Origin of the sequence: Paraburkholderia tagetis (assembly GCF_022213065.1) — a bacterium.
GTDB classification, from domain to species: domain Bacteria; phylum Pseudomonadota; class Gammaproteobacteria; order Burkholderiales; family Burkholderiaceae; genus Paraburkholderia; species Paraburkholderia tagetis.
Genome location: NZ_JAKLJA010000013.1, coordinates 17,648 through 41,101 on the forward strand (window position 1 = coordinate 17,648; position 23,454 = coordinate 41,101).

Below are 23,454 nucleotides of genomic sequence, written 5' to 3' on the forward strand. Positions count from 1 at the left end.
ATTCCAGTATCGTTTTAGAAAACCGGCATGACAAACGAATTTTCCGCCGTCAAAACTTGCATAACATTCATGAATTTTCGACGCCTCACGCCCTCCATGTCACTCTTGCTCGCGTTCGAAGCGGCGGCGCGTCACGAGAGCTATGTACGCGCGGCCGATGAACTGTCGCTGAGTCAGAGCGCGATCAGCAGACAGGTTCAGACGCTCGAAGACCAGCTCGGCGTGGCGCTCTTTCGTCGCGAAGGGCGCTCGGTCAGGTTGACTGAAGTGGGCCGCCGCTACTTTGTCGAGTTGAGCGGTGCGCTCGGGCGCATTCGCGGCGCGACCTTGCAGGTGATGTCCCAGCAGGCTGGCGCGGGAACGTTGCGGTTGGCGACCTTGCCCACGTTCGGCTCCAAATGGCTGCTGCCACATCTGCACGAGTTCTATGCCGCCCATCCCGGCGTGAACGTCCACATTCATTCGCGAATCGGCGCTGTCGATTTTCACGGCGATGGCATCGACGCGGCGATCACGGTGGGAACAGGCGATTGGCCCGGGTTATCCGCCCACCGTCTCTACAATGAATTCCTCGTTGCCATCGCCAGCCCTGACTTGCTTGACGGATCCATTGCCGAAAGCCCACCATCGTGGGCGATGAAGCAGACGCTATTGGGCGTCACGAGCAACCAGCAGGCATGGTCCGAATGGTTCTCGCACTATCAACTGGATCACCGCCAGATGCGGATCGGACCGAGCTTCGAATTAACGTCGCATCTGATTCAGGCGGTTCGCGCTGGCATGGGAATCGGCCTCGTGCCGAAGGTGCTGGTCGAGGACGAGCTCAACCGTAAAGAACTCGTCTCGATCGGCAATGCGATCGGCAGCCAGCGCAGCTACTATCTCGTCTACCCTTCCAGCAATGAGGCCCTGCCCTCACTGGTTGCATTTCGCGACTGGCTGTTGCGGTCATGCTGACGACGAAGGTTCGCTTCTTATCGGCGTTGAGTCAGTCTTTAGAACTCTTCAAGTCCGCTATCCGTTCCTTCGTTATGCGCGTCATGCAATCCCAGAACGTCATATATCGCATGGACGCTTGGCCCGACGAGTAGGTTTCCGCGTAGCACTGGTTGGCACGATAGTCAGCCCATGCTCGCTGGGCCTGCTGAAAATGCGGTAGTGCTACAGGGTAATTGTCTGACAAAAGATCCGCATCATTCTTTTTATAATCCGCTTCCTCGGACCTGAGAAGGACATCGAGCCTATCCGCTGATTGCTCAAAATCTCGCTGACTACACGCCGCAATGTCCGCTGTCCCCGCGTGCTCTCCGGTCTTGCATAGATGGTCAATTTCCGCTTTTGACATTCCATGAAAATATACAGATGTCGGCGTAGCCTTCTTATAGTCGAACGGTACTGAGTAAATCGTCTCCCCGTAAGAAGGGATGGATGCAGGCAGGATCGCGACCGCTATCACAGCCCGCAAAATAAATTTTTCAGTGGTCCGCATTGTAAACACCCTCTGAGAATACGCGTGCCTCGCTCCGGCGGCGCTGTTGCAATCGTGGATTTCTACAGCGGAAGTGCCTTATAAATCCCGGGATGCCATCATAATCTCCATGATTGACCCGATGTGCCAATTCGTCTGCTGCCTGTCCGGCACCACAATTAAATACAACACTTACGAGAGCATCATATTCATATTGCATCAATGGAATGTGAATTTTAGTATTAAGCGCATTTTCTGTTCGCCTTAGATCTTTCTTCAAAAATTCCCTTGCACGGTCAACAGATATCAACTGCCCCACACTTAGATGGTCCTCCGGCAAGACAAGATGGCCGCATCCAACGGTAGGATTGCCCTGGTCGTCACGATATACGAGCAAAATAAAGCCGTGGGAAACAGGAACATCCATGTGCGTATGATCGGAGCGAAAGATTCGGGTTATGCCGTTGAGTCTTCCACTCTCCCAGATTGCCATGAACGTTTGAATTTGGTTTGTCGAAGTCCACGGCTTGCAAAGCCTGGAAGATTGCAACGTAACGCACGAATCGGGGTTAGTATTGGTTACCGCTGAACCAAGTGCATCAGGCATTAAACCTCCTGTTTTTGACCAAGATAGAGACGAATGGATTGCACGCACGGAACTACCGATAACGTGGCTATCGCCGCCGTTATCGACCCGGCGCTGCGACCGGCGAGTTAAACGGGTTTATGGCTTGCCCGCTCGGGCGATATTCACGCGATGGCCATGGAGCGCAATATAGGACTTGTCCGAAAGTTGGGAGCAAGCAAGGGGCACGATTCGTTACACATCGCGTCAGCAAAAAAGATCGACCTTGTTCGCCACTGAAAAACGGAGTGCAATCAGCGCAGTAACCGCTAGAATTGCGGTTTTAGCCCGGAATACGCCAATGTCTTTTGCCTCGCTTGGCCTGATCGATCCCTTGCTGCGTAATGTGCAGGACCTCAATTACCAGACGCCTACGCCGGTGCAGATCAAGGCGATTCCTGCTGTACTCAGTGGCAAGGACGTCATGGCTGCGGCACAGACCGGCACGGGCAAAACGGCGGGCTTTGCGCTGCCGCTGTTGCAACGGCTGGTGCAACACGGCCCGGCGGTGTCCAGCAACCGCGCGCGCGTGCTGGTGCTGGTGCCCACGCGTGAACTGGCTGAACAAGTGCTGCAAAGCTTTATCGAGTACGGTAAAGGCCTCGACCTGCGATTTCTGGCCGCCTACGGCGGCGTGAGTATCAATCCGCAGATGATGAAGTTGCGCAAAGGCGTCGATGTGCTCGTTGCCACGCCGGGCCGTTTGCTCGATCTCAATCGCCAGAACGCCGTGCAGTTCGATCAAGTGCAAACGCTGGTGCTGGATGAAGCCGACCGCATGCTGGATCTGGGCTTTGCGCGCGAGCTCAACGCCGTCTTTGCCGCCTTGCCCGCTCAGCGCCAGACCCTGCTGTTCTCTGCCACATTTACCGACGATATCCGCGCCATGGCGGCGAACATTCTGCGCGGCCCGGTCAATATCAGCGTCAGCCCGCCCAATGCCACGGCCAGCAAAATCAAGCAATGGGTGGTGACGGTGGATAAAAAGAACAAGCCTGACCTCTTCATGCACCTTGTGGCTGAGAACAACTGGGAGCACGCGCTGGTGTTCGTCAAAACCCGCAATGGCGTGGATTACCTGGCGACCGTGCTCGATGAAGCGGGCTATGCGGTCGACACCATCCACGGCGACAAACCGCAACCCGCGCGCCTGCGTGCGCTGGAGCGCTTCAAGACGGGCGAAGTCAATATGCTGGTCGCCACCGATGTGGCTGCACGCGGGCTGGATATCGACGACCTGCCGCTGGTGATCAACGTTGATCTGCCGATCGTGGCGCAGGACTATGTGCACCGTATTGGCCGTACCGGACGCGCGGGCGCCAGCGGCGTGGCGGTGTCCCTTGTGTGTGCCGATGAAGCGCCGCAACTGGCCGCGATTGAAGCGCTGATCCGGCAAACGCTGCCCCGCGAAGAGGAGCCGGGTTTTGAAGCCGAGCACCGCGTGCCGCAAACCAGCGCGACGGGCCAGCTCATCAAGAAACCCAAAAAGCCGAAGAAGCCCAAAGTGCCGCAAGCCGCGCCGGGCGCCACGCAGGGGCCAAGCAAAAAGCCGCGCCCGCAGAGCGGCGAAAACAAACGCAAGCCTGCGGCGCAGCACGCTGTGGCCGCGGGTAAAGACGCAAGCTTGATCAGTGGCAGCCCATTCAGCGTGCAAAAGCCACGCAGCAAACCCGCCAGCAAGCCCGCTGGCGGCCGCGGCAAGCGCCAACCCTGATTGCCCCCACGCCTGCCCAGGTAAGCTCGAGCGGCCCCGGTGCCCATGCCGCTCGCCCGCAGCGTCGCCGCGTGCAAACGAAAGAACGCGACCACGTCACCAAGTTGCGGTTCTTGATCGTGCAACGATGTGCCACGACCAACATGAGATATGGGATTGACGACTACATTCGACGAGGCAACAACGGCGGCGATCGCCGCGTTTGCCCAACTGGACTTCTACACGGCTGTGCAGGCGATGCGCGCCGAGGCCGACTACGACCGCGAACGGGACCAGTGGATCACGCGCTACATCGACGAGCACGGCGGCGGCGCGGATGATGCGGCATACGACGCCTTGCACGCGCAGGCCCAGGCAACCCCGGAATACGCACAGTTCGTCGATGCCGTTCGCAGGGAAATCCTGGAGTATTTCGGCGTGGCCGACGATCAACTGGACTGGGTGGTCCTGCTGCGCAATGACGACAGCGATGTGCTTTGGGCGGAGGTCAACCGGCGGCGGAGCATGCTGGGAACCGGTGAAGTGCGCGGAGATCTCTGATTGATGAAGTTCCGCTCGAGCAGCAGCGTGACAATTGCGGTGAGATCCCTGGACTTCAATCGTTTTTACTCTGCTCGCCCTGCTCCAGAAGCCATGCTTTAACAGCCTTGATACTCGTCGTTTCATCGTCTGCTCGAGTCAGGACGTAATACTTTCCAGACTCGGCAAGCATCTCCGGGAACGGTGCAAACAGACGTCCCGACGAGAGTTGCTTTCGTGCGAACAGCAACGGCATCACGACCGCGCCAATACCATCTTCGGCTGCCTGCAGCGCCGCAAACGTATGGTCAAGCGTCATGCGCTTCGACGGCGCGGTGGCCGCGAGGCCGAAATGCCGCGTCCATGTCGGCCAGAGGTCTTCCCGTGCGCGAATGTGGATCGTCGGTCCGCGCAGCATCTTTTCCGGCGATTTTTCTGGCGATCCTTCCGGCGATTGTTCCTGTGATATCAGGCCATGCTTGTGCGCGAACTCGCGGCTGCACAATGGCATCGACCATTCCGTCATGAACGCGGTGGCGGCAAGCCCAGCAAAGTGGCGCGGATCGCGCCGTATGGCGAGATCGAACGGCACCGCGACATCCACAGGACCCACGCTCGTGGTCGACTCTATCCGGATGTCCGGCCGTTGCTCGCGATACTCGGCAAGACGCGGCGTGAGCCAGTACATCGAGAGTGTCGGCACGCAGTCGAGCCGCACGAGAGCCTGCTGCGTTTCGCGTCCAAGTGCTTCACCGGCTTCGGAGAGTTCCGCGAAGATGCGGCTGACCGCACTCACATAACGCTGGCCGGCAGCGGTCAGCGCCACCTTGCGGTGATGCCGCACAAACAACTGCACGCCCAGATGCGCTTCGAGCAATTTGACCTGGCGGCTGATCGCGCCGGTCGTCACATAGAGCTCCTGGGCGGCCAGCGTGAAGCTCGCGAAGCGCGCGGCGGCCTCGAAGGCACGTAAGGAGGTAAGCGGAGGGAGTCGCATGATTGGTTGAGTATAAGTCAACCCAATGCGGAAAACTCATCGTTTGTCAGCGCGGATCCGTGCTTCCAGAATGCGGCTTGCAACGTCTTTCCCCAGAGCCCATCCCGCCATGAATTGCAGCGCTGAAACCATCACCCTCCGTGAGGCGCGTCTTTCCGACATGGAACAGATTGCCTGCATTTACGCTCATTACGTCACCCACACGACCGTTACCTTCGAGACGGAGCCGCCATCCGTCGATGAACTCGCGCAGCGCTATCGCGACATCCGGGCAGCGGGCGCGCCGTATCTGGCCGCGCTCCAGGGGGACACCGTCCTGGGCTATGCCTGCGCCGCGCCCTTCAAGGCGCGCGCGGCTTACCGCTATACGCTCGAACATTCGATCTATCTGGATCGCAGCGCAGCAGGCAAGGGGCTCGGCCGGATGCTGCTGGAAAAGTTGATCGAGCAATGCACCCTGGCCGGTTTCGCCGAAATGCTCGCGACCGTGGCAGGCGACGATAACCACGCCTCTCTGGCTCTACACGCGCGCTGTGGCTTCGTTCCCGTGGGCGTGCTGAAGAACGTCGGCTTCAAGCACGATCGCTGGCTGGACGTGACGCTCATGCAGCGCTCGCTCCGGAGCGAGCCTTGAACCGGCTCGCCCTGCTTTGCGCCGGTCGGGCCGGCGCGTGCATGGGCACGATGACATTCGCCGGTGCGTTGCCCGTGCTGCGCGACACATGGCACATGAGCGCATCGACGGCCGGCACGATCCAGACCGCGTTCAATCTGTCCAACGCGCTCGCTCTGCTCGTGGCGGCCTGGCTCTCCGACAGCTATGGCGCGAAGCGCGTCTACCTTGCCTGTACGTGGGCCGGTGCGGCAGCGCTCGCCGGTTTCGCGTGGCTCGCCAGGTCTCCGGAGAGCGCGTTGATTGGCATCGTATTCGTCGGGCTGACGCAAGGTGGCGCGTATGCACCCGCGTTGATGCTTGCCGCCGATCTCGGTTCTCCGGCCGCGCGCGGTCGAGCCATAGGCCAGATGCTCGCGGCCGGCTCGTTCGGCTATCTGCTTTCGGTGTTCCTGGCACTTTGGGCGACCCAGACATACGGCGTGGCGGCAGGCTTTTCCTTATGCGCAGCCGGTGTATTCGCGGGGGCGCTGCTTAGCCACGTCAGCTTGTCCGGAACATCATTGGCGCCCGCGCGAGGTCGCGCCATGCGAGCCTCGGCCGCTCGACCTTCGCGTCCGCTGGCAGTGTGGAGCCCGGTCGCCGTGTGTCTGCTGGTCGGCTACGTGGCGCACTGTTGGGAGCTGCTGGGCAACTATGCATGGACGCCGTCGCTGCTCGCCGTTGCGGTCGCGCCCCTGCATCTGGATACGCTCTCGCAAGCGCTGCTGATTGGCGCGGTCGTGCATTCATCCGGCATGCTCTCGACGGTTGCGTTCGGCGTCCTGTCCGACCGATGGGATCGCGCGCAGGTTCTCGTCGTGGTCGCCGGGGCGGGCGCCGCCTGCTCGATTCTGATGGGGTTCTCGATGCAATGGGGACCGGTATGGACGGTTCTGATTGCAGCGATCGGAAGCTTCTTTATTCTCGGCGATTCGGGCGTGCTGTCGGCGGCCATAACGGATGCCGTTCCCCCGGACCGGCTTGGACGTGTCATGGGTGTTCGTTCCGTAATCGGCTTCGGCGCCGGTGCGCTGGCACCCACGACCTTTGGCGCCACATTCGATGCAACGCATCAATGGTCATGGGCATATGGAACCCTTGCGCTGGGTGGCGGCGCTGCTTGCTGTGCGGCGCTGTGCTTACGTTGGCTCGTCACGGCCGGGCACCGGCATTGCTCCAGTTAGCATGTCATCGTTCGATCGTGGGGGCATTATGCTTGGCACCTTGCTTCTGGTCGTTTTGATCCTGCTGCTCATCGGCGCCTTTCCCTCGTGGCCATATAGCCGCTCGTGGGGCTATGCGCCATCCGGCACGTTGGGAGTCGTGCTCATCATCCTGATCGTGCTCGTGGTGATGGGCGCGATCTAGTCCCATTGCCCGTGTCCGATTAACCATTGTTCGGATATCTAATGTTGTGCCTGGCCCGCAAGCATTGAACGGGCCACCGTCTTGTTGCGCTTGAGTTTTTCCCTGGTGTTTTTTTTCTGGTGAGTTTCCCTGGTAGCCGCGCTGACCGCATCGGCCATGCCGGGAGCGAATATTGCTATGAACCAGCGTCTTGTGGTTCGAGCTGTTTCGCTTCATCGGCGTTACGTGCGCGGCGTGTCCGCGCGGCGATCAACCAGGGAGACGTTGCCATGAAAGACGGAAACAATGTGCTTTATCGCTATGACCGCCGCCGCTTTCTCGCGGGCGTCGCCGCGGTTGCCGGCAGCGTTGCAATGTCGGGCTGCGGGGGCGGCGGCTCGGACGATGGAAGGGACGGCAACGCACCTGCGCCATCGATTACCGATGTGCCTTCGCCGCATGGCGGCGACCGCTATAGCCTCGCGCGCCCCGCATTGCCGGACCCCGCCGGCTCCGGCGTCGATTTCATCGTACTGGTGACGATGGAAAATCGCTCCTTCGATCATTTCATGAGCTGGGTGCCCGGTGCGGAGGGCATGCCAGCGAACCAGCAGTTCACCGATGCCTTCGGCGCGACGCATTCGCCGTTTTCACTTACCGCGAATCCAGCTTACGGCTACCAGGCATGTGCTTACCACGATCCCAATCACAGCTACGCGGGGGCGCGCACGCAACTGGCTTCCGGTGCGATGAACGGCTGGCTGCTCACGCCCGGCACCAGCCTGACGCAAGGCGACTTGCTGCCCATTGGCTACTACACCGCAGCGGACCTCGAATTCCTCAGCGCTGCCGCGAGCCATTACACGATCAGCGATTTTTACTTCAGCGGTGTGTTGACCAGCACGTTTCCGAACCGGATCTATCTGCATAGCGGGGCGACAGACCGGCTCGACGACCGGCTCGACAAATGCTCGCTCACGACGATCTGGGACCACCTGAGCACGGCTAACGTGGGCTGCAATTACTACTATCACGACGTGCCGTTCACCTCGCTCTATGGGACGCGTTACCTCGGCATTTCCCGTCCGTTCTCGGAATTTCTTGCCAAAGCCGCGGCGGGGACATTGCCGCCGTTCTGCATGGTCGATCCGACGTTCGCCGGCGAGCTGGAAGGTGTCTCCACAGACGATCATCCGCACGCGGACATTCGCAATGGCGAAGTGTTTCTCGCGCAGGTCTATAACGCGCTACGCACGAGCCCGACCTGGAACCGCACATTGATGATCATCGTATATGACGAATGGGGCGGGTTTTTCGATCACGTGGCGCCGCCAATCAGACCGATCAGCAAAAACGAACTGACGGTCGGTAACGACGGCACGCTAGGATGTCGCGCGCCCCTCGCGCTGCTGGGTCCCCGCGTTCGCGCGGGCGCGGTGACACGCTATCCGTTCGATCCGAGTTCGATTCACGCGCTCCTGCAATGGCGTTTCGGCTTGCCGCCGCTCGGCGTGCGCGGCAGCGATTCCGCGACCGTCAATCTCGCCTACGCGCTGGATTTCACCGGCCCACCGCGCACCGATGCACCGGCCATTAACGTTGCTCAAGGGCCATTTGGCGGTACCTGCCCAGGGGAGACGACACCACTAGTGCCGGGCGCGATCTCGGCGCTCGATAAATCGCAACTCGCGACCAACCCGACATCGGACCGTTTCGCGGACCTTCGCGCCAAGGCGGCCGCATTGGGATTCAAGACCGGCTCCTGACCAGCGGAGGGAATATACGAATGGTTTTGCGGCGGTGGGCGCCCACGGGTCGGCCCACCGCGCAGCGATATCTCCCGACGAGCAGCGATATCTCCTGACGAGTTTTTAGCGGATTCCAATCACCATTGAATCGGCGCCGGTTAGCGGCTCGACGCGTACCTGGGTGAAGCCGACTTCCTGCATCCATTCCCTGCACTGCGCGCCGGTATAGTCGAAGCCGCCAGGTGTCTCGATGAGCATGTTCAAGCTCATCAGCAGTCCAAAGGCATTACGCCTGCGCTCATCGTCGATGACCGCGTCGTAGACGATCAGGCACCCTCCTGGAGGGAGCGCCGCGTAGCACTTCTTGAGCAATTCGAGCTTCTGCCCGAGATCCCAGTCGTGCAGGATGTGTCCCATCACGAGCACATCGGCCGTCGGGCAGGCCTCCTTGAAGAAGTCGCCCGGATAGAAATGCAGCCGCTCCTGAAGACCGTGCGACGCTACATACTCTTCAAACACAGGGCCCACTACTGGCAGATCGAAGCCGCCACCGCGCAAGTGAGGATGGGCGAGTGCGACCTGCACGGGTAAGGCGCCCTGGGCCGCGCCGATATCCATGAAGGTGCGGTAGTTTTGCCACGGGAATTGTTGTGCAATCGCCCTGGCCGCGCCCAGGCTGACTCCGCTCATCGCCCGCAGGAAACCGCGTAGTTTGTGTTCGTCGCTATACATCGCGTCGAAGGGGTTGCCGCCCTCTTTTGCCTCGTTCTGTGGCTGCCCCGTGCGAAGGGCTTCAGTCAGCGAGCCCCAGAACGGATATAGCCGCGCATTGGCCATTTCCAGTAATCCACCCACATAACTGGGCTTGGCCGTGTCCAGGAAAAGATTGGCGTCCGGCGTATTGCGGTATGTCCCGCCTTCGCGTTCCAGCAGATTCAACGCAACCAGCGTATCGAGAAAATCGAGTGCCGATCTCGGGTGCAGTCCGACTGCGTCAGCGAGTTCCGCAGCGTCGTGCGGACCGGTCGCGAGGCGCGTGAACACACGGAGCTCGACTGCGGACAATAGGGCCTTGGACGCCCAGAACCCCATGCCTAGCTGGAGCAGCCGGTCAGGGGAAAGTTCGGGCTGGTGCGTACTATCAGCGCCAGATTCCTGTTGAACCGTGCTCGGTGTGCTTTCCATCGTGGCTCCTCGGGGAACGTGTGAAGAAGCGTCAGAAAGAATCGTAAGCGAAACGAAGTTTTTCAGGTGTTCGCTACCGCACAGACGAACTCTTCAGACCTTCCGAGGGACGGTCCTGCACGGACTGTCGCGCCCAGGATGCTCGAATAAAAAAACGCCAACCCGTGTATGGGTTGGCGCGAGTTGGAGTTTTGGCTTGGGGTATTACCGGTATCAGAACTGATTCATCGTATTGTCTTTACCCGCCGCTTTCAGGGCCGCTTCGCCGCTGAAATACTCCTTGTGGTCGTCGCCGATGTCCGAGCCGGACATGTTCTGGTGCTTGACGCACGCGATGCCCTGACGAATTTCCTTACGCTGCACGCCCGCCACGTAACCCAGCATGCCCTGGTCGCCGAAGTATTCCTTGGCCAGATTGTCGGTCGACAGTGCGGCGGTGTGGTATGTCGGCAGCGTAATCAGGTGGTGGAAAATACCCGCTTCGCGCGACGCGTCGGCCTGGAAGGTGCGGATTTTTTCGTCGGCGAGCGTCGCCAGTTCGGTCTGATCGTATTCCACGCTCATCAGCTGCGCGCGGTCGTATGCCGACACATCCTTGCCCGCGGCCTTCATCGCGTCATACGCCTGCTGGCGGAAATTCAGGGTCCAGTTGAACGACGGGCTGTTGTTGTACACCAGCTTGGCGTTCGGGATGACTTTGCGAATCTCGCTGACCATGCCGCCGATCTGCGCGATATGCGGTTTTTCGGTTTCGATCCACAGCAGGTCGGCACCGTTTTGCAGTGCGGTCACGCAATCCAGTACGCAGCGCGCTTCGCCCGTGCCGGCGCGGAACTGGAACAGGTTGCTCGGCAGGCGCTTGGGACGCAGCAGCTTGCCGTCGCGCTTGATGATGACGTCACCATTGCCCAGTTGGTCGGCCGACAACTCCTCGCAATCGAGGAACGCATTGTATTGGTCGCCCAGGTCGCCCGGCGTGTGGGTCACGGCGATCTGCTTGGTCAGGCCGGCGCCCAGCGAGTCGGTGCGGGCCACGATGATGCCGTCGTCCACGCCCAGTTCGAGGAACGCGTAGCGGATCGCGCGAATCTTGGCGAGGAAGTCCTCGTGCGGCACGGTGACCTTGCCATCCTGGTGGCCGCACTGCTTTTCGTCGGACACCTGGTTTTCGATCTGAATGCAGCATGCACCCGCTTCGATGAACTGCTTGGCCAGCAGATAGGTTGCTTCGGCGTTGCCGAAACCCGCGTCGATGTCGGCGATGATAGGCACGACGTGGGTGACGTGGTTGTCGATCTTTTGCTGGATCGCGGCCTTGGCAGCGCCCTGGGCTGCGTCCAGCTCGCGGAACAGGCCGCCCAGTTCACGGGCGTCGGCCTGGCGCAGGAAGGTGTACAGCTCGCGGATCAACGCGCTGACCGAGGTTTTTTCGTGCATCGACTGGTCCGGCAGCGGGCCGAACTCGGAGCGCAGCGCGGCCACCATCCAGCCAGACAGGTAAAGGTAGCGGCGCTCGGTGCTGTTGAAGTGCTTCTTAATGGAGATCATCTTCTGCTGGCCGATGAAGCCGTGCCAGCAGCCCAGCGACTGGGTGTACTTCGCCGGGTCGGCATCGTAGGCGGCCATGTCGGCGCGCATGATCTTCGCGGTGTACTTCGCGATGTCCAGGCCCGTTTTGAACTTGTTCTGGGCGCGCATGCGGGCGGCATACTCGGGGTTGATGGCATTCCAGGCACTGCCGTTGTTCTCTTTCAAACCGGCAACTGCCTTGATGTCGTCTTGATACTGGGCCATGTGTCTCTCCTAAGAGCAAAGCGCGTTTGACTAGTGGGTTCAGCCTGCCCGCTCCGTCTGTCGAAGCGAACTGCATGACTCAATAGTAGCGCCGTTCGCCCAAGTCTTATATAAGACATAAGACATAATTTATTGTTTATTTTCAATGAGATAGACACCGATTTTTGCGATGCAAAACATGATTTCAGGCCGTGAAAAAATGACGCGGCGAAAATTCGAAGTACATCCCGCAATGTGAAACGCGCTTTCGGGTGCTGGAGGCAGGACACGCACGGATTGAGCACCGAGGTCGTCCGGCCCCCTCGCTTTGCACGTTTACGCGTCGCCAACCGTCTCTGGCAGGATGAGCCGATCTGGCACACGCGGCTGCACGAGACGCGTCGCCGCGTAATACAGTGCGCCGGGCACAACAATGCCGACGATCCACGAGATATCGACGCCGCCGAGCGCATTGACCCAGCGTCCCGTATAAAACCCGGTGGCGACGAACGGCATCTGCACCAGCACGCCCACTACATAGACGGCAATGCCGACTGGATTCCAGCGGCCATAGCGGCCCTTCGCATCGAAGAGCGCCGGTACGTCATAGCGCTCGCGTGTCACCCAGTAGTAGTCGACGAGATTGATCGCGCTCCACGGCGTAAAGAACACCAGAAGGAACAGCAGGAACGATGAAAACGCTTTCAGGAACGAATGCTGTCCGGCGAGTGCGAGCGCACTCGATATGCCCACCGAGAGAATCACAAAGGTGAGCCGCGCACCGTGAGAGACTTCGCGGCGCTGTCGCAGCCCGGTGACGATCGTCGTCACCGACATCACGCTGCCGTAAGCATTGAGCGTCGTGATGGTGAGCTTGCCGAGCGCAATCGTGAAGTAAAGAATCGCGGCGATGATGCCCGTTGCGCCCAGGCCGACGATAAACGCCACTTCGTGCCCGGCGAATCGGCTGCCGGCGAGCGCGGCGGCGAGCACGCCGAACGTCATCGACACCTGCGCGCCTGTCACCGTGCCGCAAAAGACCGCGAAAAATGTCCTGAATGTCGAGACGGATTTCGGCAGATAGCGCGAATAGTCGGCTACATAAGGACCATACGCGATTTGCCACGATGCCGAGAGCGAAACGGCGAGCAGGAACGATGCGACCGTGAAGTGACGGTTAGCGAGCAGCGTACTCCACGCATGGCCGTGCAACAGGCTCGCAAACAGATACAGGAAGGCGAGCGTACCGACGATGCTCGACACGCGGCCCATCGCGTGAATGATTCGATACCCGAGTCCCGTGAGCAGGATCACGATGGAGGAAAAAATCAGGATTGCTACGGTATCGTTCACACCCAGCAATTCACTGATCGCCTGCCCGGCGAGAACCGTGCCCCCCGCCGAGAACCCCACGTACATCACGCAAACCAGCGCGAGCGGAATAATGGCGCCATAAACGCCGAACTGCACGCGACTCGAAATCATTTGCGGCAAACCGAGCTTGGGACCTTGTGCGCCGTGCAACGCCATTACGGCACCGCCCAGTATCTGTCCAACCAGCAGGCCAACCAGCGACCAGAACACATCGCCGCCCAGTACCACGGCGAGTGCGCCGACCACGACGGCGGTGATCTGGAGATTCGCACCGAACCAGAGGGTGAACTGGCTGAACAAATTGCCGTGACGCTCGGCTTCGGGAATGTAGTCGATCGAGCGCCGCTCGACCAGTGTGGCTCTTTCACTACGCGCTGCGGTGCAGTCCATCATTGCGCTCCTCTTTCGTAAGGGAACAGCTGTGTGCCCGCACGCCGCCCTTTTCGTGCTGCGTGCTGCGTGCGAAGCGTCAAGAAAACCGGCAAAACCGGCAAACCGGCCAAACGGATCAAGGGGGTTCAGAGATGTGCGGCAAGCGCGGGCACGATCACGTTCAGATCGCCTACGACGCCATAGTCGGCCACGCCGAAGATCGGCGCATCTTCATCGCTGTTGATCGCGACAATGACCTTCGAGTCCTTCATACCGGCCAGGTGCTGAATCGCACCTGAAATGCCGACTGCGACGTACAACTGCGGCGCGACGATTTTGCCCGTCTGGCCCACCTGATAGTCGTTCGGTACGTAGCCCGCATCGACGGCGGCGCGCGATGCGCCTAATGCCGCGCCAAGTTTGTCGGCGAGCGGCTCGAGCACCTTCGTGTAATTCTCGCCACTGCCGAGGCCTCGACCGCCCGACACGACGATATGCGCCGACATCAGTTCCGGACGGTCCAGCCGGGTCACCTCACGGCTGACGAACTGCGAAACGCCGGCATCGGCCGCCGCTTCGATCGTCTCGACCTCGGCGCTGGCGCCTTGCGCTGCCACCGGATCGAAGCTCGTAGCCCGCACCGTGATCACCTTGACGGGATCAGCCGATTGCACGGTCGCGATGGCATTGCCTGCGTAAATCGGCCGCTCGAATGTATCGGCGGAAATAACCGCCGTGATGTCGCTGATCTGCGCAACGTCCAGCTTCGCGGCGATGCGCGGGGCGATATTCTTGCCCCAAGCGGTTGCCGGAGTCAGAATATGTGAGTAATCCTTCGCAATACTCAGCACGGTTGCTTCAATATTTTCCGCAAGACTTTCGGCCAGTTGAGGCGCATCTGCAAGCAACACCTTCGCGCAGCCCGCCACCTTGGCAGCCGCTTGCGCCGCGCCCTGCGCGCCATGCCCCGCCACCAGCACATGAATCTCGTCGCCAATCTTGCTTGCGGCAGCCATTGTGTTCAGCGTCGCAGCCTTGATCGAAGCGTTATCGTGCTCGGCAATTACCAGTATCGTCATGTCTCTCGTCTCCTCGTGTTCGTCGATCAAAGCACTTTGGCTTCGCTCTTGAGCTTCTCCACCAGCGTCTCCACGTCCGCCACCTTCACCCCCGCCGCGCGCCTGGGCGGCTCGCCGACCTTTAGCGTCGTCAGGCGCGGCGTGACGTCGACACCCAAGGCTGCGGGCCTGATGGTTTCCAGCGGCTTCTTTTTCGCCTTCATGATGTTCGGCAGCGTCACATAGCGCGGTTCATTCAGGCGCAGATCGGTCGTGACGACAGCGGGCAAGGTCAGCGACAGCACTTCTGCACCGCCATCCACTTCGCGCGACACGGTCGCTCTGCCCTCGCTCACCACCACCTTCGACGCAAACGTTGCCTGCGGTAGACCCGCGAGCGCAGCGAGCATCTGCCCCGTCTGGTTCGCGTCGCCGTCGATGGCCTGCTTGCCTAGCATCACCATCTGCGGCTGTTCCTTGTCCACCAGCGCCTTGAGCAGCTTGGCGACGGCCAACGGTTGCAGGTCCACCTCCGATTCGACCAGGATTGCGCGGTCCGCGCCCATCGCCAGCGCCGTACGCAATGCTTCCTGGGCTTGCGCAACCCCGCAAGAGACCACCACTACCTCAGTCGCCGCGCCCGATTCCTTCAATCTCACGGCTTCTTCAACTGCAATTTCATCGAATGGGTTCATCGACATTTTCACGTTCGAAATATCGACGCCCGTACCATCCGACTTCACGCCCACTTTGACGTTGGCATCGACAACGCGCTTGACCGCCACCAGCACTTTCACTTTTTCACTCCTTTCATAGACTGTCTTTAAGCCAGAACGGATCGGGCAATGACCGTGCGCTGAATCTCCGACGACCCCTCGTAGATGCGCAGAATCCGCGCATCACGCACCAGTCGCTCGATCCGCATCTCGCGCGTGAAGCCGTAGCCACCATGCATCTGCAACGCGGTATCGGTGACGAAGCCAACCATCTCCGATGCATAGAGTTTTGCCATCGAAGCCGCGTCCGTGAACGGCTCGCCTGCCGCGCGCCGCGTGGCCGCCTGTAGCGTCAGGAGCCAAGCCGCTTCTAGTTGGGTTTTCATGTCGGCAAATTTCCATTGCAGGCCTTGCCTGGCCGCCAGCGGCTCGTTGCCGACATGCCGCGTCTTTGCCCATTCCACGGCATCCGCCAGCGCCGCTTCGGCCAGGCCGAGGCTCGTTGCCGCGACGTCGAGGCGGCTGTTGTCGAGCACTTTCATTGCGGTGCGAAAACCCGTGCCTTCGTCGCCCAACCGGTTCATGGCCGGCACATGGCAGTCGAGCGCGACTTCATGGGCGGGCGCGCCTCGAATGCCCATCAGCATTTCGGCGGACGACACCGACACGCCCGGTGTATCGCGGTCGACCACGAAAGCACTGATTCCCCGTGTGCCGAGTTCGGGCGCGGTCTTGGCATAGACCACGATGAATTGAGCGGCCGCCGCGTTCGAAATGAAATGCTTCACGCCACGCAGACGATAACCATCGCCCTCGCGTACTGCATGCGTCGTCATTCCAGCCGGATTCGAGCCGGCTTGCGGCTCCGTCAGCGCGAAAGCGCCAAGCTTCACGCCGGTCGCTGCGTCAGGCAGGTAGCGCGCGCGCAATGCGTCGTCGCCGCCGATCAGGATCGAATCGGTCGCAAGATAGTGGGCGCCGATCATCGATGAAGTCGATGCGCACGCAGCCGCAATCTCGGCCAGCGCGAGAATGATCGCTGCAGGCGACGCGCCGACACCGCCCCAACGCTCAGGCAGATTCATGCCCATCACGCCGAGATCGGCGAGCGCGGGAACATAGCGTGTCGTGGAAATTTCCTCGCGGTCGATCTGTGCCGCGCGGGGCGCCAGTTCCGCGTGCGCGAACCGCCGGATGGCTTCCGCGATCTCGACATCGGCTTCGCTAACACCCATTCGTTTATACATGCTTTGTCATCCTGATTATTTAGCGTCTTGCAATTGCATTGCGGCCTGGCCGAGCACCCCGCCATCACGCAAGCCAGCCATGCGTTCATGGTCCAAACCCAGGTACTTCTCGAGCACCGCCTGGGTATGTTCCCCCAGCGCTGGGGCCCGCGTGGTTCGCGTGGCAGGCCACGCCGAGAAGTGAACCGGTTGCCGCGGCAGCCGCAGGGTGCCGCCGTCGGCGGCCTTCGTTTCGATCAGCAGGCCACGTTCGCGCGCCTGCTCGCTCTCCAGCGCCTCGCTGATGTTCTGGATTGGCGCAACGGGAATCCCCACCTCGCTCAACCGCGCATTCACCTCTGCGATGCTATGCAGTTCAGACCATGACTCGATGCAAACACGCAACGCGGCTTCGTTTTCGCTGCGCGTGGCATCGTCGATAAAGCGCGCATCGCCCATGAGTTCAGGCTGACCGATCGCTTGCGCGAAGCGTTCGAACAAGCGGTTGTTGAGCACGGCCACCACGAAGTAGCCGTCTTTCGCGCGATAGGCGCCGAATGGCGCCGACGACGCGTGGCGGTTGCCCACGCGCCGCGGCGCGACGCCGGTCGTGGCGTAGCGCGCGACCATGCCTGCGGTGAGACTGAGTGTGGCGTCGAACATCGCCACATCCACGTGCGTGCCCTTGCCGCTGCGCTCGCGCGCCAATAGCGCCGCCAGCACGCCCCACGAGGCGAAAAGTCCGCTGACCGCATCCGAGATCGAATCGCCCACCAGCGTCGGTGCGCCGTCGGGCGAGCCGGTCACATCCATGAGTCCGCACAGGGCTTGCAGGATGATGTCGTACGCGGCCCGATGCGATTCGGGGCCGGTCTGGCCGAAACCCGAAACGCTTGCGTAGACGAGCGAGGGATTGCGCGCGCAGAGTTCCGCGTAGCCAATACCAAGCCGCTCGGCCACGCCTGGCCGGAAGTTCTCCACCACCACGTCGGCCTGCGCGCAGAGCGACTGCGCCAGCGCACGGCCTTCGTCGTGCTTCAAGTCGATGACGACGCTTTGCTTGTTGCGATTCATCGCGTGGAAGAGTCCGCTTTCCCCGGCGGAAAACGGGCCAATTGCGCGGTAGTCGTCGCCGGCGGGCGGCTCGATCTTGATGACCTCGGCGCCCAGGTCTCCCAGCAGCGCAGAACATAGCGGCCCCGCGAGCACGCGGGAAAAGTCGATCACACGAATACCGTCGAGCGGCAGCGCGGGCAGTGTCACAGCGTCTTCCTCCAGAACAGCCAACCGGTTCGGCTGGTGAGCTGATTCTGATCTGCCCATCCAATAAGATAAAATATTGGAATAAATTAACACCTATACGAAAACTTTATGGCCTTGTCGCTCAGGCTCCTGCGCTACTTCGTCACCGCGGCCGAGACGGGCAGCACGACGAGCGCGGCGAAACAGTTAAACGTTTCGCAACCTTCGATCTCCGTGGCAATCCGCGAACTCGAAGCGCTATTCGACGCGCCGCTTTTCACGCGCGGCGCCGGCACGCGTATGACGCTCACGCAGTTCGGCCGGCGCAAGCTGGATGAAGCACGGCACCTGCTCGCCTCGGCCTCGTCGTTCACCACCGACGATGTGGGCGAAGGCGATCGCGGTCTCGTGCAGATCGGCGTATTTCGCACGATCGCGCCGGTCTATCTCCCTCGTGTGCTCAAGCTCGCGCAGACGCGCCATCCAGGTCTCACCGTGCAGTTCCGGGAAGGCGATCTCGCGCAACTCGACGAATGGCTGCACAAGCGCGTGATCGATTTCGCGCTCATGTACGACGTGGGCCTGCCCAGCGATATCGAACGCGAGTGCCTCGCCGAACTCAAGCCCTACGCGATCCTGCCCGGCGACTCGCCGCTGGCGAAGCGCCGTCGCGCGGTTTCGCTGCACGACCTGGCCACGCAGCCTTTCATTCAGATCGATCTGCCGCAGAGTCGCGACTTTCTGATGGCGCCGTTCTGGCAGCTTGGTCTCTCGCCAGACGTGCGGTATCGGGCTACGTCCATCGAACTCGTGCGTGCGATGGTGGCGAGCGGCCTGGGGGTGTCGCTGTTGATCACGCAAAGTCCAACGGTTGTACAGACGTCCCTCGTTGTCGAGCGGCCGATACGTGAGGCCACTGTAATCCAGCCGCTTGTCATTGCGTGGCCGGCTCGCGTGGCGCACGCGCGCGCTTCGGAGTTACTCGCCGCTTGCGTGCGCGACGCGCTAGGCGAGGCCATGCGCGAACGTGTGGGTAAATAGCCGCTGAAGGAACCGCAGCGACAGAGCGCCTCCTGGCCGGCCTTCTAGTCGCCATGCGCTGGCGAACGGACGTGCCCGCCCCCTCTCGACCATTCGCCGGATGCGCTTCTTCGACATGCCCCCGGCACCTATCAACCTGGATAGGGCCGCCTTGAAGCGTCCCGCCGACGGCTCTGCATCGGCTATATTTTCGTCAGAACAAAAGAAAGCGATAGAAAAGTTCGTCACGCAGGACTATCAGGGGTATGTCCAGACCACACTCTGCAAATTGAATACGGCGGCGGCGGACTCCCGCAAACGCTCGAGTACGGCTATCCAGTGTAGAAATCCTGAAAAGTAAAATACGATTTCCTTTCAGGGATATAAATCGGATAACTATGCATTATGCAAAAACTCTCCAATGACGTTGCGGTTCTAGAAAAGAATTCGTCTGCAACGCAGACGCCCACTGCTCCGATTTATCCGACCTACGGGGTTCACAATCCACCGCAATACAGCCCGTGCGCCGCACCGGATTGCCTGTACGGGCGTGCGCCCGGCGATCCTTCCGATCCGATCCTGCCGCTCTACTGGTCAGCGAAATGGAAGATGTACCGCGTGTACAACCGGTACGCCGAGTATCCGCCGCCCTATGACGGCGTCCCGCCGCCCCCGTTGAAGGAAGGCGTGGACTACGAAGTGTCCAATGGCGCGAGCTATTACGACAGCACCTGGGTCGGGCCAAACGGCGAACGCGGCGCGATGATGGAGTATTACGAGGACCGCGCGCTGCCGATCTTTCCTGGCTCGAATCACTATAGTTGCGCTTACATCTCGCTCGGCGACAACGCGTACTTCCTCACGTTCGAGGGAAACCGCCCGGCCACCATGGTTCCCGTGTGCCTGTTCTCGGCGCTGAATCATCCGCCCATGCGCGACTTCATCAAGCACCTGCCCTACAGCAAGGGCGACAGCGAACGGCTCGGCGGACGCGTGCAGGGATACTCGTTCTGGACGAGCCCCGACGGAAATCGTCCGCCGATTCAGGTTGGCGTCAGTCCGGACCGCACGAAAGACGGTGCGGTGCTGTTCGGCTATGCCTTCCACAGCGACTGGACCGAAGACAGGAGCGGCGGCGCGGAACCCGCGCTGTATCGGTTGCCACAGTCGTTCTATTTCTCCGGATGGCCGGAAGATCCGCCGAACGCGCCTATCGTCAGTCAGAACTTCTACGATTTTTCGTTCGCGAAGCCCGACCCAGCCACGACGTGGGACCTCGTCGCACAGCTTGCGCAAGGACAGCCTATCCCGGTCTGCCGGTTCGGGCCCTGAGCGGCTCCTGAGCCCTGGCGCTGCGACGCTCACCCACCCGCCATTTCGATCACCCACGCAATAACCTTACGGAGGCCAAAGTGATTCGCCTAGCCGTTAAGAAGCTGACGACCATAGAAGATGCGCGTTCCCTGCTGCAAACCGCAGTCGGTGTCGAATTCGGCACATTGCCTCCGTATCTTTATGCGCTGTACTCCATCCCACCGGGGACCAATCCGGAAGCGAACCACCTCATTCGTTCGGTGGCGCTGCAGGAGATGATCCACATGTGCCTCGCGTGCAATATCCTGAATGCGCTGGGCGGCAATCCGCTCATCCAGGTGCAGCAGTACCCGGGACCGCTGCCAGGCGATATTGGTCCGCATGACACACCGCTGACCGTGCACCTGTATCCGTTCTCCAAGGACGCACTGGCGCAGGGCATGGCGATCGAAGAGCCGGAGAATCCGCCCGACTATCCGGTCAAGACGGCTGCCCTGCTCGCGGAAGCGGCGCCCAAAGCCGTGACGATCGGCCAGTTCTACGACGCCCTCGACAAGTTCCTCTCGACCCTGCCCGCGAGCGCATGGACGCCGAACCGGAACCAGATTGTCGACAACCAATTCTTTCCGGGTCAGCTCTTCGCGGTCAACAACTACGCGGATGCGCACAACGCGATCACGCAGATCGTTTCAGAAGGAGAGGGCACGAGCGAAGGCAGCGAGTACGACCCGCTCGACTTTCAGGACCAGCCCGCGCATTACTTCCGCTTCGGGGAAATCTTCAACGAGCGCGTGCTGACCCGAGACCCCGGCAGTAAATCCGGCTATACGTGGGGGCCGGCTCGCCTGGAAGTGACGTGGCCGCCTGCCGGGCGCGACCTCGCCGACCCTGGCCTGCACAACTTCTCGAACGAGCCGCCAGCCGCGCAGGCGGCGCAAGCGGCCTGCAATGCGGCGTTCACCCAGATGATCGATGCGTTGCAGCGCGCCGTCGCCGGTGTGGAAGGCGCGCTAGGCGAGGCGGTGCGTTTCATGTTCGATCTGCGCATGAGTGCGCTGCACGCTTTCACCGTGCCGTTGAACAACGGTCAGTTCGCCGGTCCCGCCTTTCTTTACGTGCCCAACCTCCATGGAGACAAATGATGAGTGTGCTCGAGATTCCTCGCATTTACTTCAAGGGCAACGTGTCGTGGGACCCGGTGACCACCAACAACTACTCGGTCAACTACGACGAGACGGATTGCACCACCATCCTGCCGCAGAACCTGCCGACCATCCAGGACGAAGTTCAGGCATTCCGCGATAAAGCGGTGGCCCAGATTGGCGGCGGAAGCTGGAACCCGCACGGCACCTATCGTTCGTCTTTCTACGATACGGCCGTCTGCGGGTTCGATCGAGGCCACGGAACGCAGACCGACGATCCGTTCGCGACCAGCGCAGTGAACTTCACCGGCATGCTGGTCGACCTCGAACCGTTCGGCAGCGTTAGCTCGCAGCTCTATTTCGATTCGATGCTGTTCGGCGTCGAGGGTGGCTACAGCATCCAGTTGCCACGCACATCTCGCATCATCGCGCGGCAGATCAACTTCGGCCGCAACAAGTCCGGACACGTCGCAGTCGCGGGCGTCGCGTCGGTCATCTGGACGACCTGCTTCGCCAAGGCGGACGGCCTGCGGATCAACGCACTCGACTCGGGCATCCTCGCCGACCTGAAAAAAGCGCTGGAAGCCGACGACGTGCTGGGCTTGACCGTCCGCTTCAATGCCTATCGCACCGTCTACTACGATAACGCGACGCTGACCAACGGCTCGCCTGCCATGGCGCAGGAGGCGCAGCAGCTTTCCGACAAGATCACCGGCGGCGGTTTTCAGCCGAATCCGGCCCGCAGCCTGATCGTCGGCGTAGTGGGCTTGTGGCGCAAGAACGAGCCGGTTCACGAACCCGGCGACCGCGCGCTCATTCAGCTAGGGTCCGCCCCCGCGGTCGGCACAGCCTCGGCGCGTTGCAACACCGACTCGCTCGTGATCGACCTTTCGAATAGCGTGCCGGAAGTCGATGTGGCGTTGACGAAGCAGAATCTCGGCAGCCTCTCCGTCGTTGCCGTCGATGAGTCCGGCATGGTCCAGGAGGAGTTGGGATCGATTCCGTACACGTCGTATGACCGTACTGCCTATGAGGCCAGCGCCGGGCTCGTGACCCTGCCGCTCGCCCCCGGCATGGCGAAAAAATTAGCCCGGCTGAATCTCCAGGTGAATACCGTGCAAGGGCCGATCCTGCGGGAACAGGCGTTTCGCGCCATTGCGCTGACGCCGAACTTCTACGTGGACCAGGAAACGCCCACCTCGGCGTCGTTCCAGGTATACGAGCACGGCGTGCCGGCTGGCAACGGTGTCGCGTTTCAGTTGAATCAGATGTCCTCCGATGGATCAAAGGTCGAAAAAAGCATCCCGATGACGACCGATGCCACGGGTATCGCGAAACTATCGTTGCCCGCCGCTGCGCCGGGCATCACGGCCTACGTGCCCAGTTTTCCGTCTCAGACGATGACCTCGTTGAACACGCAGCTCGATACCTACATGTATGTACGCGTGCTGCCCGCCGATCCGCAGATCGCGGCGCTGCCGCCCACCTGGCCCAACGTGTACAAGTACGTGCTGTCGAACTGGAACGCAATGGCGCCCTGCATGGATAACTGGCTGCGTCTCGACGATCCCGAACAGATCCGTGCCTACACGGCCGTCCTCAAGCGCTTGACCGACCCGGCGGCCTTCGAACATTTCCGCTTCATGCCGATCACGCGGGATATGAGTGCGGGCATGCGTTCGCTGTTGTATGCGTGGCTCGATTCGCCGAAGGATCACGATGCGGAATTGCCCTCGCGCGTGCGTCTGCTGAAGAAAGGATTGCGCGCGCAAACGGCGCATGTGGTTCAGCAGCAAGAAGAGGTCACCCTATCCCTCGCGACCATGACGCAAGCGGAACTCAGCCGTAGCTTGCGCGGAGGACCGAAAGGCAAGTAGCGCCCCGCGCTTCTCGTCCAGGCAGGACGGGAAGCGCGTTCAGCAACATCGGTAAGCGATCGACAATGACCATGGAGACCCC

General features: G+C 61.0%; 21 protein-coding genes. 11 read left to right on the forward strand and 10 right to left on the reverse strand.

Translation table 11 applies throughout. The annotated features are described in order from the left end of the window. Nucleotides 1–27 precede the first annotated feature (27 nt). Complete coding sequence (locus L5014_RS17090) at nt 28–957, forward strand: LysR substrate-binding domain-containing protein (RefSeq protein WP_420800082.1); 930 nt, start codon at nt 28–30, stop codon at nt 955–957. Between the two features lie 31 nt (nt 958–988). Here L5014_RS17090 and L5014_RS39015 read toward each other — a convergent pair whose 3' ends face one another. Further along, on the reverse strand, nt 989–1,489 hold the full coding sequence (locus L5014_RS39015) for a lysozyme inhibitor LprI family protein (protein WP_420800083.1): 501 nt from the start codon (nt 1,487–1,489) through the stop codon (nt 989–991). After that, nucleotides 1,476–2,075 (reverse strand): lysozyme, encoded by a 600-nt coding sequence (locus L5014_RS17095; protein WP_238464919.1) that lies wholly within the window; start codon nt 2,073–2,075, stop codon nt 1,476–1,478. Before L5014_RS17095 ends, L5014_RS39015 begins: the two co-directional genes overlap by 14 nt. Before the next feature lie 319 nt (nt 2,076–2,394). Here L5014_RS17095 and L5014_RS17100 point away from each other — a divergent pair, with 319 nt between their 5' ends. After that, entirely contained in the window at nt 2,395–3,807 is a 1,413-nt protein-coding gene (locus L5014_RS17100) for a DEAD/DEAH box helicase (protein WP_238464920.1), read from the forward strand. A 156-nt stretch (nt 3,808–3,963) separates the two neighbouring features. Next, nucleotides 3,964–4,347 (forward strand): ATP-dependent protease, encoded by a 384-nt coding sequence (locus L5014_RS17105; protein ID WP_238464921.1) that lies wholly within the window; start codon nt 3,964–3,966, stop codon nt 4,345–4,347. A gap of 55 nt (nt 4,348–4,402) precedes the next feature. On the opposite strand, the gene L5014_RS17110 is transcribed toward L5014_RS17105, so the two are convergent. Beyond that, on the reverse strand, nt 4,403–5,323 hold the full coding sequence (locus tag L5014_RS17110) for a LysR substrate-binding domain-containing protein (protein ID WP_238464922.1): 921 nt from the start codon (nt 5,321–5,323) through the stop codon (nt 4,403–4,405). A gap of 109 nt (nt 5,324–5,432) precedes the next feature. Here L5014_RS17110 and L5014_RS17115 point away from each other — a divergent pair, with 109 nt between their 5' ends. The 4 genes from L5014_RS17115 (at nt 5,433) to L5014_RS17130 (ending at nt 9,091) form a co-directional block, all read left to right on the forward strand. After that, a complete protein-coding gene (locus L5014_RS17115) occupies nt 5,433–5,957 on the forward strand; it encodes a GNAT family N-acetyltransferase (protein ID WP_274389400.1) in 525 nt (174 codons plus the stop codon). Then, a complete protein-coding gene (locus tag L5014_RS17120) occupies nt 5,954–7,162 on the forward strand; it encodes an MFS transporter (RefSeq protein ID WP_338019295.1) in 1,209 nt (402 codons plus the stop codon). Before L5014_RS17115 ends, L5014_RS17120 begins: the two co-directional genes overlap by 4 nt. A 28-nt stretch (nt 7,163–7,190) precedes the next feature. Next, on the forward strand, nt 7,191–7,346 hold the full coding sequence (locus L5014_RS17125; protein WP_238465072.1) for a DUF3309 family protein: 156 nt from the start codon (nt 7,191–7,193) through the stop codon (nt 7,344–7,346). Between the two features lie 269 nt (nt 7,347–7,615). Next, a complete protein-coding gene (locus L5014_RS17130) occupies nt 7,616–9,091 on the forward strand; it encodes an alkaline phosphatase family protein (protein ID WP_238464924.1) in 1,476 nt (491 codons plus the stop codon). A gap of 105 nt (nt 9,092–9,196) precedes the next feature. Here the strand turns inward: L5014_RS17130 and L5014_RS17135 are convergent, their stop codons facing one another. From L5014_RS17135 to L5014_RS17165, 7 genes are all read right to left on the reverse strand, one after another. Further along, the gene (locus L5014_RS17135; RefSeq protein WP_238464925.1) at nt 9,197–10,258 is read right to left on the reverse strand and encodes a methyltransferase; all 1,062 of its coding nucleotides are present in this window, start codon (nt 10,256–10,258) and stop codon (nt 9,197–9,199) included. A 213-nt stretch (nt 10,259–10,471) separates the two neighbouring features. Continuing rightward, nucleotides 10,472–12,052, reverse strand: a complete 1,581-nt coding sequence (locus tag L5014_RS17140) for an isocitrate lyase (RefSeq protein ID WP_238464926.1) — start codon at nt 12,050–12,052, stop codon at nt 10,472–10,474. Nucleotides 12,053–12,367: 315 nt separating this feature from the next. After that, entirely contained in the window at nt 12,368–13,795 is a 1,428-nt protein-coding gene (locus tag L5014_RS17145) for a purine-cytosine permease family protein (protein ID WP_420800087.1), read from the reverse strand. A gap of 128 nt (nt 13,796–13,923) precedes the next feature. Beyond that, nucleotides 13,924–14,856, reverse strand: a complete 933-nt coding sequence (locus L5014_RS17150; protein ID WP_238464928.1) for an electron transfer flavoprotein subunit alpha/FixB family protein — start codon at nt 14,854–14,856, stop codon at nt 13,924–13,926. Nucleotides 14,857–14,882: 26 nt separating this feature from the next. Then, nucleotides 14,883–15,632, reverse strand: coding sequence for an electron transfer flavoprotein subunit beta/FixA family protein (locus L5014_RS17155; protein WP_238464929.1), 750 nt, complete (start codon nt 15,630–15,632; stop codon nt 14,883–14,885). A 26-nt stretch (nt 15,633–15,658) separates the two neighbouring features. Continuing rightward, entirely contained in the window at nt 15,659–16,798 is a 1,140-nt protein-coding gene (locus L5014_RS17160) for an acyl-CoA dehydrogenase family protein (protein ID WP_238464930.1), read from the reverse strand. Between the two features lie 15 nt (nt 16,799–16,813). Beyond that, nucleotides 16,814–18,040, reverse strand: coding sequence for a CaiB/BaiF CoA transferase family protein (locus L5014_RS17165; protein ID WP_238464931.1), 1,227 nt, complete (start codon nt 18,038–18,040; stop codon nt 16,814–16,816). A 108-nt stretch (nt 18,041–18,148) separates the two neighbouring features. Between L5014_RS17165 and L5014_RS17170 the strand changes: the two genes are divergently transcribed. The 4 genes from L5014_RS17170 to L5014_RS17185 all read left to right on the forward strand — a co-directional run bounded on the left by L5014_RS17170 (nt 18,149) and on the right by L5014_RS17185 (nt 23,372). Beyond that, nucleotides 18,149–19,060 carry a LysR family transcriptional regulator gene (locus L5014_RS17170; protein WP_238464932.1) on the forward strand — a complete coding sequence of 304 codons (912 nt, stop codon included), beginning with the start codon at nt 18,149–18,151 and terminating at the stop codon, nt 19,058–19,060. Between the two features lie 384 nt (nt 19,061–19,444). Continuing rightward, nucleotides 19,445–20,371 carry a hypothetical protein gene (locus L5014_RS17175; RefSeq protein ID WP_238464933.1) on the forward strand — a complete coding sequence of 309 codons (927 nt, stop codon included), beginning with the start codon at nt 19,445–19,447 and terminating at the stop codon, nt 20,369–20,371. 80 nt (nt 20,372–20,451) lie between these two features. Beyond that, complete coding sequence (locus L5014_RS17180) at nt 20,452–21,495, forward strand: ferritin-like domain-containing protein (protein WP_238464934.1); 1,044 nt, start codon at nt 20,452–20,454, stop codon at nt 21,493–21,495. Further along, the gene (locus L5014_RS17185) at nt 21,492–23,372 is read left to right on the forward strand and encodes a hypothetical protein (RefSeq protein ID WP_238464935.1); all 1,881 of its coding nucleotides are present in this window, start codon (nt 21,492–21,494) and stop codon (nt 23,370–23,372) included. Before L5014_RS17180 ends, L5014_RS17185 begins: the two co-directional genes overlap by 4 nt. Nucleotides 23,373–23,454: the final 82 nt, after the last annotated feature.

What these genes read in the sequence shown, in the direction of transcription:
- L5014_RS17185 (WP_238464935.1), top strand. Translation starts at nt 21,492, where the DNA reads ATGATGAGTGTGCTCGAGATTCCTCGCATTTACTTCAAGGGCAACGTG.
- L5014_RS17130 (WP_238464924.1), top strand. Translation starts at nt 7,616, where the DNA reads ATGAAAGACGGAAACAATGTGCTTTATCGCTATGACCGCCGCCGCTTT.
- L5014_RS17125 (WP_238465072.1), top strand. Translation starts at nt 7,191, where the DNA reads ATGCTTGGCACCTTGCTTCTGGTCGTTTTGATCCTGCTGCTCATCGGC.
- L5014_RS17140 (WP_238464926.1), bottom strand. Translation starts at nt 12,052, where the DNA reads ATGGCCCAGTATCAAGACGACATCAAGGCAGTTGCCGGTTTGAAAGAG.
- L5014_RS17175 (WP_238464933.1), top strand. Translation starts at nt 19,445, where the DNA reads ATGCAAAAACTCTCCAATGACGTTGCGGTTCTAGAAAAGAATTCGTCT.
- L5014_RS17095 (WP_238464919.1), bottom strand. Translation starts at nt 2,075, where the DNA reads ATGCCTGATGCACTTGGTTCAGCGGTAACCAATACTAACCCCGATTCG.
- L5014_RS17150 (WP_238464928.1), bottom strand. Translation starts at nt 14,856, where the DNA reads ATGACGATACTGGTAATTGCCGAGCACGATAACGCTTCGATCAAGGCT.
- L5014_RS17160 (WP_238464930.1), bottom strand. Translation starts at nt 16,798, where the DNA reads ATGTATAAACGAATGGGTGTTAGCGAAGCCGATGTCGAGATCGCGGAA.
- L5014_RS17145 (WP_420800087.1), bottom strand. Translation starts at nt 13,795, where the DNA reads ATGGACTGCACCGCAGCGCGTAGTGAAAGAGCCACACTGGTCGAGCGG.
- L5014_RS17135 (WP_238464925.1), bottom strand. Translation starts at nt 10,258, where the DNA reads ATGGAAAGCACACCGAGCACGGTTCAACAGGAATCTGGCGCTGATAGT.
- L5014_RS39015 (WP_420800083.1), bottom strand. Translation starts at nt 1,489, where the DNA reads ATGCGGACCACTGAAAAATTTATTTTGCGGGCTGTGATAGCGGTCGCG.
- L5014_RS17110 (WP_238464922.1), bottom strand. Translation starts at nt 5,323, where the DNA reads ATGCGACTCCCTCCGCTTACCTCCTTACGTGCCTTCGAGGCCGCCGCG.
- L5014_RS17100 (WP_238464920.1), top strand. Translation starts at nt 2,395, where the DNA reads ATGTCTTTTGCCTCGCTTGGCCTGATCGATCCCTTGCTGCGTAATGTG.
- L5014_RS17090 (WP_420800082.1), top strand. Translation starts at nt 28, where the DNA reads ATGACAAACGAATTTTCCGCCGTCAAAACTTGCATAACATTCATGAAT.
- L5014_RS17170 (WP_238464932.1), top strand. Translation starts at nt 18,149, where the DNA reads ATGGCCTTGTCGCTCAGGCTCCTGCGCTACTTCGTCACCGCGGCCGAG.
- L5014_RS17115 (WP_274389400.1), top strand. Translation starts at nt 5,433, where the DNA reads ATGAATTGCAGCGCTGAAACCATCACCCTCCGTGAGGCGCGTCTTTCC.